The 13,096-nt window shown below is 52.7% G+C and carries 9 protein-coding genes; 4 read left to right on the top strand and 5 right to left on the bottom strand.

Annotated features, from left to right (window positions below; translation table 11 throughout):
* Positions 1-540: 540 nt before the first annotated feature.
* The 3 genes from ACFFIY_RS09070 to ACFFIY_RS09060 form a co-directional block, all read right to left on the bottom strand.
* A complete protein-coding gene (locus tag ACFFIY_RS09070; protein ID WP_354196157.1) occupies positions 541-2,979 on the bottom strand; it encodes a PDDEXK-like endonuclease domain-containing protein in 2,439 nt (812 codons plus the stop codon).
* 24 nt (positions 2,980-3,003) lie between these two features.
* The gene (locus ACFFIY_RS09065) at positions 3,004-4,797 is read right to left on the bottom strand and encodes an AAA domain-containing protein (protein ID WP_354196171.1); all 1,794 of its coding nucleotides are present in this window, start codon (positions 4,795-4,797) and stop codon (positions 3,004-3,006) included.
* Positions 4,798-5,013: 216 nt separating this feature from the next.
* Entirely contained in the window at positions 5,014-5,988 is a 975-nt protein-coding gene (locus ACFFIY_RS09060; RefSeq protein WP_354196155.1) for an AEC family transporter, read from the bottom strand.
* A gap of 189 nt (positions 5,989-6,177) precedes the next feature.
* Here ACFFIY_RS09060 and ACFFIY_RS09055 point away from each other — a divergent pair, with 189 nt between their 5' ends.
* The 4 genes from ACFFIY_RS09055 to ACFFIY_RS09040 all read left to right on the top strand — a co-directional run bounded on the left by ACFFIY_RS09055 (position 6,178) and on the right by ACFFIY_RS09040 (position 11,944).
* Positions 6,178-7,725: an AbgT family transporter gene (locus tag ACFFIY_RS09055; RefSeq protein WP_354196153.1), complete on the top strand. Its 1,548-nt coding sequence runs from the start codon at positions 6,178-6,180 to the stop codon at positions 7,723-7,725.
* 18 nt (positions 7,726-7,743) lie between these two features.
* Positions 7,744-8,952: a metal-dependent hydrolase family protein gene (locus ACFFIY_RS09050; protein WP_354196151.1), complete on the top strand. Its 1,209-nt coding sequence runs from the start codon at positions 7,744-7,746 to the stop codon at positions 8,950-8,952.
* Positions 8,915-10,123, top strand: a complete 1,209-nt coding sequence (locus tag ACFFIY_RS09045; protein ID WP_354196149.1) for a M20 metallopeptidase family protein — start codon at positions 8,915-8,917, stop codon at positions 10,121-10,123. Before ACFFIY_RS09050 ends, ACFFIY_RS09045 begins: the two co-directional genes overlap by 38 nt.
* A 90-nt stretch (positions 10,124-10,213) precedes the next feature.
* Entirely contained in the window at positions 10,214-11,944 is a 1,731-nt protein-coding gene (locus tag ACFFIY_RS09040) for a helix-turn-helix domain-containing protein (RefSeq protein ID WP_354196147.1), read from the top strand.
* 88 nt (positions 11,945-12,032) lie between these two features.
* Here the strand turns inward: ACFFIY_RS09040 and ACFFIY_RS09035 are convergent, their stop codons facing one another.
* Both ACFFIY_RS09035 and ACFFIY_RS09030 read right to left on the bottom strand, forming a co-directional pair.
* A complete protein-coding gene (locus tag ACFFIY_RS09035) occupies positions 12,033-12,659 on the bottom strand; it encodes a hypothetical protein (protein ID WP_354196145.1) in 627 nt (208 codons plus the stop codon).
* Between the two features lie 119 nt (positions 12,660-12,778).
* Positions 12,779-13,027 (bottom strand): hypothetical protein, encoded by a 249-nt coding sequence (locus tag ACFFIY_RS09030; RefSeq protein ID WP_354196144.1) that lies wholly within the window; start codon positions 13,025-13,027, stop codon positions 12,779-12,781.
* Positions 13,028-13,096 lie beyond the last annotated feature (69 nt).

Genomic DNA, 13,096 nt, shown 5'->3' with positions numbered 1-13,096 from the left:
TGTTGCTGGCATATCTGCTTGATATGTCCGAATCATGTGTTTTCTTCACCCGACGGGGTCGGGATCCGGAAACAATTTTATCAGCGTTTTGCTGTTCAGTTTTCAAGGTTCAGTTTGCTGTCACTCGTTTTTGGCGACTTCCTTAGTATAGCATCGGCCGCCGGACAAGTCAACAACTTATTTCATTTCTTTTCTCACTGCGTCTCGCTTGGAAACGCAACGTTGATAACTATACCACCGCCTCCGCAAGCGTGCAAGCCCTGAATCAATAGGCGGAATCTTTCGTTATGGAAGCCGTCCGGTGCTTGCATTATATAACTCATCGGCACGTTCATTCTTCAATAGAAGAATGGCCGCGCTCATACTGCCGGGCCGCTTCGGTTTGACAGATGCCAAAAGCGTTAAGACAAAATTAAAGATTCTGGGGGGCTCCTTCCAATCGGGACCCGGCGTTCCTCAGTTTATTAGATGATACCAGACATCGGTTTTCTGCAAATAAAAATAACCAGCCGGCAGAATCTATTCCGCCGGCTGATCTTGTTATGGTTTACCGTTCCGGTCTATCCCTTTTTCCTCCAGTCTCAACTGTATTGCAGCCATTGTTTCTTCCCGGTTAAAGTAGAACTCATTGCCCCGGATGCTCCGAAATTCCCAGCCGACCCGCTCAAGGGATTGCCGACGCCGAAATTCTGCGAGGTGGCGTTCGGCCCCCTGCCATTTGTCGCCCTCACATTCGACGGCAAGACGATCGTTCTCTCCCTCGATGACGAAATCGATCACATACCGCCCTACCCGGACTTTCGGCTTCACTAGGTATCCCCGTTTCTGAAGATCATGCAATACGTCCAATTCAAATCCGGATCCGCACAGACTTTCCGGATCCACCGATCGTTCCACTTCCACTTCCGTCTGCCTGCAGTAGCCAAGCAGCCGGCTTCGAAGGTCATCAGTGTTCAAATCCTCCAGATCCACCGAATGATACAGGCGCATCTGGTTTTTCGCGCGGCTTGCCGCAACATTGAATCGTTGCTTGTCAGCCATGCCGGTGAACGCCCGGAATCTCCGGTTCGGAGCCACTACCATCGAGAGGAAGATGATATCCCGTTCATCTCCCTGCAGCGTATACGGTGTTCCGCAGAGGATCCGGCGCCTGACGAATTCTTCATCGCCGATTGCGTTGCGAATTTTGGTCTCGAGCAGGCGGTGTTGCTTTTGGCCCTGCAGCGAAATGACGCCGAATGTCTGCCCGTCATACTTTGCTTCGCCCATCATCCGGACAATGTCCTCAACGATCCGGTCAACTTCCTGTGCATTAACGTCTTTTTCAGACTCATCATTTTCGCCATCTTCCACTTTCACGGCAATCACCGGCTGATTGAACCGCTCCTTCTCAATCGGAACACGCATTGGCACCATTTCACCATCATAGCTGAGTCTGTTGGAAAACTGGATGATTTCCTTAACTGACCGGAAGTGCTCGCGCAGCATGAGTTTGCCGCCTTTCGGAAACATTCCTTCCGCCAGTTCGTACAGGGATGTATTTCCGTCAAGGAGGGCGGCATTCGGTATTTCCTTCAAATAACGCCGCCCGAGCTCCCGGACATCATCGAACCTGACGCCGATGGATTGCGGGCTGATCTGCTCTTCATCTCCCACGACAATTATTTTCTTTCCTCTGAGGAGCACATTTGCCGAATAGATATCGCACTGGCTGCTTTCGTCTAAAATGATCACGTCGAACTTTTCATTCGTGGCCGGGAAGTTCTCGAGCACCTGGTTGATCGGCATGATCCATACAGGGATGGCGGTCTGTGCAACTTTCATGTTTTCCCGCGCCGTCTTCAAATAATAGCGCGCGTGACGGCCCGTTCCTTTTCCATAGCGCTTGATGCTGGATTTCCAGGCTGAGAGGGCGGCCTTCTCCCGCTCGGTCATGTTCTCCAGCAGATTCGCCCATGTGGAGTTTTTTACGATCTTATTGATCAAAGACGACTGCTCTGACTGCTCTTCTGCGATCCGGCGGCGGATCAGTTCTGTGTCCATGTCTGCAGAGGCATCCACCCACGATTTCAGCTTGCGCCACTGGAACGCTTCTTCCCAGTTTTCAGGAAACCGATATTCTACACCGAGTCGTTCTTCAAGCCGGGCCTTCGTTTCAGGCAGCACTGCCGCAAGCCGGCCAAGCAGGTCTTTAAGCCTCAGCGCCTCCTGCCGGCGGCCTGATAACTCTGTTAGCTCTTGAAGCAGCCCGGTATACTTCTCCTCATCCAATTCTTCGATTGCGCAGATCATTTGGGACACGACCGGATGAGCATCTTCGCGGTCATTTGTCTCCTGCAGTTCCACAACCAGCTTTCGGAGATTCTCCTTCCACGCCTCGTGTTCCGGATAAATACGCGCCTTCTGTATGCTTTCCAGAAGTTCTTTCTCAAGATCATCCGGTTGGTAAAACACTTCGTCCTCCAGCCGCTTGACATACGGTGACTGTTTGAGCGACTCGACCTCGGCTACGAGTTGGCGGATTTTCTTGAACAGCGTCAGATTTTCGTCCATTTCATACGGGAATCGCCGGGCGTCCACGTCGATTTCCGGAAGTCCCGATTCTCGGGACGGCGCATTGTAGATCCGCCGCAACGTATAACGCAACTCTTGGTAATCAACAAATTTGCGGAACACCTCGACATCCGCCGCCGTACGGATCGGATGTCCGTCAAGCCAGTCATGCTGATACAGATACTTGGCTTTCCGGCCCCTCCCCAAAAAGAACAGGAATCCTGGCTCTCCGTCTCGCTTCAGCTCATCCGCAAGCATTTCAAGGTGCTCCTTCACTTCGCTCACCGGGAACGGAGGCGAGGCAAGCCGGTGGTTGGCAAGTTCGGCGTACAGGGAAGAAAGCGTTGCATTCATTTCCTCCATCCCGGCCTGCCAGTCCAGCCAGCGCTTTTCCCGCAGGCCACCGGCGGCAAGGTCTGCGATCAATAAGCCATGCCGGTCCAGATCAATCTAACGCAAGTGTTCCACCGCCTGCCGAACGGTGTCTTCGAGGGTTCGGAGCGATTGAGCATCCGCCGGCCAGTCATTCCAGCTGATGAGCCTCCGGGCCTCCTCCAGCTCCTTTTCAAGCACGGCGCGGTCATTGGCAAGCCATTTCAGGCGCTGCTGTGATATCAAGTCTTTCTCCGGATCCGGCAGCCACTGTTCCGCCAGACGGAACCACTCTGGACCGATTTCATTTTTCAGCTGCCAAAGTTGCCTGAACTCTACTTCGCCAAGCGGAAACCCTTCATCGAGGTCTATCCGGTCGGGAATCCACCCGGCATCCACCGTCTGTTCTGCCAGCCGCTTCGCCGCTTCTGGTTTTGTCAGTCGCTCGTTTCGCCATTCGATCGGTGTGCCTTCCTCTTTTGCGTATTCGTTCAATTTCTGAACCAGTTCCTCCTCCCGCTCCCGGCTTTCGAGCAGATCGTCACGGTCTTGTTCCACGGACCGGTGGAGCTTCTGAGGATCCAGCTCGCCGAGTTTCTCGCTGATGAGCCGTGTGGATGCCTCGATGTCCTGCAGTGACTCACGGCCTCCGCCGAGCACCGGCACGCATAAATCACGGATTTCCTCCGGTATTTTGTTTTTCAGCACCTTGAGCGGGCTTTCTTTTTGGCTCGTGATAAGCACTTTCTTCCCTTCTGCCAGAAAGTGAGAAACGAGGTTTGCGATCGTATGCGTTTTCCCTGTTCCGGGCGGTCCCTGGACCGTTACCCCAAAATGAGTGCCGATCCGCTCCACGATGTCTTTCTGTTGTTCGTTGGATGGAAGCGGGAAATACAAAATGTCATCTGTCAGCTTGTCGGAAACCGTTTGTTCCGTCACTTCTCCTCCGATGAGGGACAGCACAGCAGGAGACAGGTCGATGGAACCGCTGCGGATGCCGCCGACAATCTGTGAGAGGTCGTCGCGGATGACCCGCGATTGCTTGGATCGCAGCAGGAACATTTTCCGCGGATAAGCAACAGGCACACTCGTAGTGCGGCCGGGTTCCTTCTCCTCTGAATACCGGCCATTCGCATCGATCAGATGGACAAACTCTTTCAAAAATCGGCGGATCTCCTCCGACTCGCCGAGGCCGACCTCCGGAATGGAAGCGATCAGCTCTTCGGCCTGCCTGGAATGGGGAAACGTTACACCCATGAACGGCTCCTGCTCGAAAACGAACAGATCCTCGACGGGCTTTGCTGCAATCACCCCGTTCACCGCATCAAAGGTCAGCTCCAGCTTCGACGACAGGACCGGCGTCCGGATGAGACCGATTGACGGATCCGGATGATTCCATAGGAGCAGCCCCTCACCGAGCACAAGTTCCAAATTCTCCCCCTCATTTTCAAACCGGGTGAGCAGGTTGAAAAACTCTTCGTAAAGGGCGAGCGCCGTTTCCTTGCTTCTGAGATTTTGGCTCCAGGCCTCCCACTCGCGCCGCCAACAGCCATAGACCCTCACACGTTCCTCATTTTCATCAAACTCGGCATATCGCGTCACGCCGTCCTCTTCTTGCACAGCCTTCCGCTCAATCCTTTCCGGGAAACTGCCCCGTCCGGAAACCTCCCCTGTCAGCCAGCCTTGCAGGGCGACCGGCCTCACCGGCGGAATCCGCTCTGCTTCCGTAATTCTCGGGCGGCGGATTTCAAACTCCGACCCGGCTGCCGAGCAATCATCACCGACAAGACAATCAAAGCCTGAACGCAGTTCTCCCACCGTCCAAACCCGGTCGTATTCCCGGAAATCCCGTTTGATCTTCCCTGTCAGCATATTCAACGAGTGCAAGTACTCGAAAAACTGTATCGCCTTGTCCTGATCTGTGAGTTGAACCAACCTATCCAGCCGCCTTTCGCCCTACCCGAAAATACGTTTATTCTGCTATTGTTTGTCCCTACTATAAAAGATTCGGCGCTTCTCGACAAATGTCTTGGAAGGATATACAGGAAGAGCCGATACCCGGAAACGGCATCAGCTCCTGTGATGAAGCTATCCAAAAAAATCGGCCCATCCGTGCAGCCACTGAAGAATGCCGTAGAGCAGCGGAATCGTGAGCACGCAGAAAATCGTGGAATGGATGACACCATAGGACGCAAACACCGCGTCCCCGCCGAACTTCTGCGCATACACCGTCGTCGTCGCCGCGCTCGGCATGCCGGCGGTCAGGACGGCGATGACGAGCAGCGGATACGGTACGCCAATTAAAATGAAAACGAGCAAAGTCAGCGGCAAAATCAGCAACTTGAACGAGGAAGCGATCCACAGGTGGACGTTCCGGCTGAATTCCCTCAAGTCGCTCAACCGGGTCTCCGCGAGCAGACTGCCGATCAGAATCATCGACAGCGGGATCGTCATCTTCCCGACATCCTCAAAAGTCGCCGACAGGATCTCCGGCCAGCCAAACGGAAGAACGAGCATGACGACGCCGACAACAGTAGCGAGAATCCCCGGATTAAGGAATAAAACCCGCCAATTCACCGACGGCTTATCGCGGGTAAACAAGAAGATCCCGTACGTCCAGATCAACACCAGGTAACAAATGTTGAACAGCGTCAGATAAACGATCCCCTGCTCGCCCATCAGGATATAACTCACCGCGAACCCGATAAAACCCTGATTGCCGAAAACGATCAAACTCTCATACACGCTTTTTTGGCCGTCGGGAAGAAGTGCCCTTCTCCGAAGCCACCCCGCCATGAAAACCGACACGGTGAGCACAAATGCCGACATGGCCACAAGCCAGGCAAAGTCTGCCAGCATTGCTGCCGATAAGGGCGTGTCCAACGAAAACAGGATCAGCGCCGGCAAAGTGATGTAAAGCAACAGCTGCGTAATCACCCCATTGGCCTGGCGGCCCAGAACTTTCAGCCGCCGCCCTGCAAAACCGGCCGCCGCCATCAAGTAAAGAGGACTCATGGCCAGCAAAAACGCGGAAACAGACAGCGGATACCCTCCTGTTTTCATACTGGATGACCATTTGGCAGATGGATGGTTTGTATCTTAAAAACTTCTTTTAAACCGATCACCTTCTCCAACCCGCACATAGCTTGTGAAACTCCACAAAAACCCCCAGCAAACCTTGTTAAACTCCCTATATACGAATAGTCAGATACTATTTAATATTTAACCTACTAAGCGAAGGAGGGGCTCGTCATGAGTAAACTTACAAGCGTACAAGAAGTCACCAAACCGGACAAGCCGGGCTTTTTCCAGCGAATGCTGAATGGCGTGGAGACGGCCGGCAATAAGTTGCCGGATCCCGTCACGCTTTTTGCCCTGTTCACCATTCTTATTTTGATCGCCTCTGCCGTATTTGGTTCTCTTGGACTTTCTGCCGTTCACCCGGGTACGGGCGAAACAATCACGGTGATCAACCTGCTGAACGGTGAAGGAATCCGCAGCATTGTCACCACACTTGTTCCCAACTTTACAGGTTTCCCGCCCCTCGGTCTTGTTCTTGTCGTTATGCTTGGAGTGGGTCTTGCTGAGTCAACAGGACTGGTAACCACTTTCATGAAAACAACGATCCTGAATGCGCCGACCAAGATTATTCTGCCAACCATTCTGCTTATCGCAGTTCTCGGCAATACGGCAGCGGACGCAGCGCAGGTCGTCCTTCCCCCGATTGCGGCTATGATCTTCGCTGCGCTTGGCCGAAACCCAATCGCCGGACTCGTCGCCGGCTATGCGACCGTCACCGGTGCCTTCAGCGCGAACCTGATCGTCTCGATGCTCGATCCGCTCATCTTTGGCTTTACCCAGTCAAGTGCGCAGATCATTGATCCCTCTTATACAGGGAACCCGGCCATCAACTGGTATTTCCTGATCGCTTCAACGTTTGTCATTATTCCGGTCGCAGCATTCGTCACAACAAAAATCACGGAGCCCCGGCTCGGCACATATACAGGCGAAATCGAAAAACTGGAAAAGACGACACCTGAGGAAAAGCGCGGCCTGCTTTGGGCTGGCATTTCACTCGCTGCTTATACGGTTTTGATTGTCTGGCTCGTCTTGCCGGAAAACGGCATCCTGCGCGATCCGGAAACCGGCGGAGTCATTGTCTCTCCATTTATGACGGGAATCGTCCCAATCATGCTGTTCGGCTTCCTCATCCCGGCGCTCGCCTACGGCTTCGCATCCGGTTGTCTGAAAAATGACAAGGACGTTGCCGAGCACTTGACGAAGGCGATGTCGGGGATGGGCGGTTATATCGTTCTTGCCTTTGTCGCCGCCCAGATGATCGCCTTTTTCGGGATGAGCAACCTGGGTCCGATCATCGCCATCAATGGGGCGGCTTTCCTTCAGAATATCGGAATGGAAGGGCTTGCCCTGTTCCTCGGGTTCATTGTGATCGCCGGCGGCATCAATCTCTTGATCGCGAGTGCATCCGCCAAGTGGGCACTGCTCGCGCCGGTATTCGTGCCGATGTTCATGCTGATGGGCTACGATCCTGCCGTGACGCAAGTGGCTTATCGAATTGCAGACTCAATCACGAATCCGATCACACCGATGCTCGCTTATTTCGCCATCCTGCTGACATTTGCTAAGAAATATGACAAAAACATCGGAATCGGCACCTTGATTGCGACCCTGCTTCCCTACACCATCGCATTCGCGATTTTCTGGTTGCTGTTGTTCTCCGCCTGGTTCCTGCTCGGACTTCCGCTCGGTCCCGGTGGCGGCATTCACTTACCATCCTAATTTCAAGGAGGCAAAAATATGATCACGAAATATGAAAACGTAACCCTTTATACCGGTACAGGAAAAAAGCTGACGAGATCCTCATTGGTCTTCAATGACAACCGCATCGTGGCCGTCGGCGAAGAAGCCGCTCGTCTGGAGAGTGAAATAACGATTGATGGAACCGGCAAAACGATCATCCCCGGCTTGTTCGATATGCATCTTCACCTCGGAATGGATGGGGTTGCCGATCCTTTTTCGCAGATTGCAGCGGATTCTCAGACGCATGCGGCATTCCGTCATAATGCCAATGCTCAAAAGCAGCTGAAGTCAGGAGTAACAAGCGTCCGGAACCTCGGCTCCAAGTGGCATATCGACCTGGAATACCGTGATGCGATCGCCGCTGGGCTCACAACCGGTCCAACCGTATATGGCTCAGGACAGGCCATCGTCATGACGGGAGGCCACGGCTATCCGTTCTCTACCGAAGCGGACGGAGAAGACGAAATCCGAAAAGCGGCCAGGGCAACGCTGAGGGCTGGCGCGGATGTTTTGAAACTGATGGCGACAGGAGGCGTCATGACACCGGGCGTTGATCCAGGATCTCCCCAGCTGTCCGAAAGGGAAATGCGCGCAGCCGTCGAAGAAGCGACCCATGCCGGAAAGACGACGGCCGCCCACGCACAGGGGACCGCCGGCATCCAAAACGCAGTCAGAGCAGGAATCACGACAATCGAGCACGGCATCTTCCTCGATGATGAAACAATCGAGCTGATGCTGAAATACGGAACGGTTCTTGTTCCGACACTTGCTGCTCCCTACTATATTGTCCAGAACGCCGACTCCGGTGCTATTCCGCCGCAAGCTGTCAAAAAAGCGGTCGACTGCCTGGAAGCCCATAGAGAGAGCTTTGGAAAAGCGGTGAAGGCAGGCGTTAAAATTGCAGCAGGAACAGATGCCGGGACCCCGTTCAATCTTCACGGTGATTTTGCAAAGGAATTGGAACTGATGCACACAGGAGGCATGACGGTCGGCGACATCATCAAGTCCGCCACGCTGAACGCAGCCGAAACACTGAATGCCGACTCTTTGACAGGTTCCCTCGAAAAAGGAAAAGCAGCAGATATCGTTGTTCTCAATCAGGATCCGGAAGAAACTATTCATGCATTCCGTGATGTTCATACCGTTTATAAGGAAGGAGTGTCCGTATATGAATCTGAATACAGCGCCGTCCCTGTCACAAATTGAAAGTCTGGAAGCATGCCTCGGCACGCTGGAAGAACTTTATCCGGAAATGGTAGAAACCCGGAGGCACTTCCATCGTCACCCCGAACTCTCCCACCAAGAAATTGAAACGCCAAAGCAGATTGAACAGTTCTATAAGGAACTCGGCATGGAAGTCCGCAGCGGCGTCGGCGGCAGGGGAGTCGTTGCTAAGTTGACCCTCCCCGGTACAGCCAAGACGATTGCCTTCAGGGCGGACTTTGACGCTCTGCCCATTCAGGACGAGAAAAACGTCCCTTATTGTTCAACCGTTCCCGGCATTATGCACGCATGTGGCCACGACGGCCATACATCCGCGCTGATGGCCCTTGCAAAGAGCCTTTTCGTGAACAAAGAAAAGGTCCCTTGCAATGTTGTCTTCATACATCAATTCGGCGAGGAGGAGTACCCGGGCGGTGCCATGGCAATGATCGAAGACGGCTGCCTTGATGGAGTGGATGCCATATACGGATGTCACCTCCAGAGCACGATGCCTTCAGGCGTCATGTTTTACCGGGAGGGCTTCATCCAGGCGGCTGTCGATACTTTCTCCGTCACGGTCTGTGGAAAAGGCGGTCATGGGGCAGTCCCCCACGAAACCGTCGATCCGATTGTCGTCTCCTCACAAATTGTTTCGGCATTCCAGACGATCGTAAGCCGCAATACCGATCCCCTCCAACAGCTCGTGGTTTCCGTCGGCTCCATTCATAGTGGCGAAGCACCCAACGTCATTCCGACCGAAGCGGTCATGACCGGCACAATCCGTTCCTATGACCCTTCTGTCCGGAAGCTTGCCTCCGAACGGCTGACAAAAATCGCGGAAGGTGTGGCAGAAGCGATGAACGCCTCAGCGGAAGTACGGATTGAAACCGGGTACGACGCGCTTTGGAATCATCCGGAGGAAACCCGTATCGCCAAAGCGGCGATGATACAAATATTCGGCGAAGAGCACGTTCAGGAAACACCACCGGTCATGCCGGGTGAAGACTTCTCTTACTACACTCAGAAAGTGCCGGGTTCCTTCATTTTTGCCGGTGCCCAACTGAAAAACGAACACGATGTCTATCCTCATCATCACGCACGGTTTGACTTCGACGAGACGGCCATGCTCAACACGGCCAAAACATTCGCTTCCATTGTCTTTCAATACAAATAAGAAGACAAGAGCAGCCGGTTCGCCCGGCTGCTCTTTAATATTCAATCTCTATAGACAGATATGATAGAATGATCAGTAAATAGGATTGGAGTGAATGAAGTGGCAGCCGGCCATCCTAAAGAATCCCTTTTCCTTTGTCCGCGTACGGAAGCGCTCATGAACGTTGCAAAAGCCGTGAATTCGACTCTGGATTTGAGCGAACTGTTCGAGTTAACGCTAAAAGAATCGATCAGGGCCATCCGCGACGCCGACGGTGGGGCACTTTTTTTGTTCGAACCGCGTGAAAATCACCTCATCTGCAGATCTCATGTGAACTTTAATGAAGACGTCGAGCAAATCCGCCTGAAAGCCGGGGAATCGTTCACAGGAACCTGCTTTTCAACAAGAAAGCCGGTCCTCCTCCGTTCACTGGATGAAATCACAGCAGAGACTCAATCAATGTCTGAAACGAACCTGCGTCTTCTGGATCACTCAGTCGCACTGCACCCATCAAAAAACTCGTTTCGGGCGATGAGCGTCCCGCTCATATCAGCGACAGATCAATGCATCGGTGTGATCACCTTGAACGGTTTCGACCCGGAGGGCACTTTTTCGGAAGAAGACCTCAAGTTGTTGCAGGTTATTTCAGACCAAGCGGCGACCGCCCTGGAAAAGGCCCGACTGCACGAGGAATTGAAGTCGAAAAACGATCTTCTTGAACAGATTCTTGATTTCCAGCAGGATCTTCTTTTGCAGATGAACCTGGGGAGCGGTCTTGATGCCATGCTTGAACGGCTGGCTGTGCAGATTCAAAAACCCCTTTCTCTGTTCACTGTCTACGGAGAGTCATTTGAAACAGAAGCTTCCGGGAACGGGAAGCTTCTCACCGAGTACTTAGTCCGAAATGGCAGCCGCCTCATCGGAAAGCTCCTCGTTTACGGAGATGACGGACAAGCGCTTACTGAAACAGAACAATACTTTCTACAACAAAGCATTTTGTACTTCGCCCTGGAGATAAATCGCGCTGCGTCGATACGCGAAGTGGAACAAAGCTTCAAGAAACAGCTTTTGGACGACCTTCTATCCGGCATGTTGACGGACGACTTTATCGACCGGGCGCAAGGTCTCGGTCTCGCTGTGAGCGGTGCTTTCCTGCCCGTGGCTGCTGAAACAACCGAGCTTTTGAACGGAAACACTATTGAAGGTCTTGTCAAAAAGCAAGATTTCATGAGCTTTCTCCAGCTTGAGATCAACCGCCGCTTCCCGGGAAGTCTTGTCATACAAAACGAGCAGGCGTTCCTCCTCCTGCTTTCCGTAGAATCAGGAACCGCCGAATCATCCTTGAACCGGCAGATCCGGTTAATTGCTGACGAAGCAGACCAGTACATCCGGCATCGCAGAATCTCCACTTCTGCTAATTTCGCCATCGGACGTCCAGTTGAAGGAATGGAAAAACTGCCCGACTCGATCGAATTCGCATTCAAAACCCTCCGACTCATGAAAACGACCGCGTTTAAAGGGAACGTCGCCGATCGTATGCACTTCGGTTTGGAACGACTGCTTTTGCATAACTCAGGCAAGGATATCGAAGCCTTTCTTGAATCGACGCTCGGCCCACTGTTGGAAGGGGGTGACAATAAAAATGAAGAACTGCTTAAAACCCTCACCACCTTCATGCGCCACATCCAGCGACCGGGTGCTGCTGCCAAAGAATTGCATATCCATCCGAACACCTTGCAATACCGGCTCAAGCAAATCGCCAAGCTGCTGAATGTCGATTTTCAGAATGCCGAAGCCGTGCTCAACATGCAACTCGCCTGCAGATTGTTGGAGGGTCGGTAAAAAGCAGAAACAACCCATCGAAAGGAGCGAGTTATCAGAGAACCATTGCGGATTTTCGGCATGGAAAAACCGGCCCTCTTCCGGCCGGTCAATCTGGACGCAGCAGCATCACGGTGAGCCCCCGCTCCATTTCAATCGTCTTTAAGACGTCTTTGTCCTCGCTCTCATTGAATTCAATCTCTTTATACCGGCCACCGGTCAGTTCTGCCCAGGTGCCGGCTATTTGATCGTTGTTCAGCATGTCTTCGATCCTACGGTTGTCTTCTTCCCCGACCTTGCCGACATGGTGCCATTGTCCGGTGGGGTCTCTCAGGTAAACTTTGATTACATTCGGATGCTGCGGATCGGCTGGGTCATAGACGAGACGGATGACGTCTTCAAGCGGCTGGTTCTCGAATTCTCCGATTTTTTGATAAAGCCCGAGGGCTTCATTGTCTGTCATTCCATCGAATGGCTCGAGTTCTCCTTCGCTATTGTACTGGCTGCCGATCCGGCGGAGGACGCTTTGAATGTCTTCGCCTGCTTCATTTCGCCCGTCGACGCCGCTCACCCGAAAGATGACTGCCGCTTGAACGCCGCTTGGGATCCGGTTTTCTCTGTTTGCGGCTGTTTCTTCTTCCATCAATTCTTCCCTGATTTTCATGTTTCTCGAACCCGCGATGACGATGATCACAATCAGTGCAACGACGAGCCCAATGTATCCCAATCGTTTCACTCCGTTCCGGATTTTTCCCAAAAGCTTCTTGTATCGCCCAGTTAGTCTATGTATTCCCTTTAATTCTCCTTCTAAAAGACAAGAAATAAACAAAGGGACCCGAAGAGCGGTCCCCTGTTTCATTCTTCTTCTTTGGATGTCATTTCCATGTCGATCACGAGCGCAGAAGCTTTAATCACATTGCGGCCGTTGATGAACACTTCGTTGCCGGTCATCGGCTCTTCGAAGGAAATCCATCCGTTTTTTTCGAACAAGCCGTTGATGAGCCCGGCCTTCAATTCTTCAACACCGGTTTCACCCACCGGAAATGTGTAGGCACTGCTGTTGCCGTCGACAAATAAATAATTGACCCGGAATTCCTGATTCATTCAACCGCCCCCGTCTGGCTTTAGTCTTATTGTTCATTATTCCCTATCCGAGAACCCAACTAACCTGCA

This window comes from Bhargavaea ullalensis (assembly GCF_042432615.1).
Lineage (GTDB): Bacteria > Bacillota > Bacilli > Bacillales_A > Planococcaceae > Bhargavaea > Bhargavaea ullalensis.
Note: the sequence above shows the minus strand (reverse complement) of the source record. Positions and strands in the feature narration are given on the sequence as shown.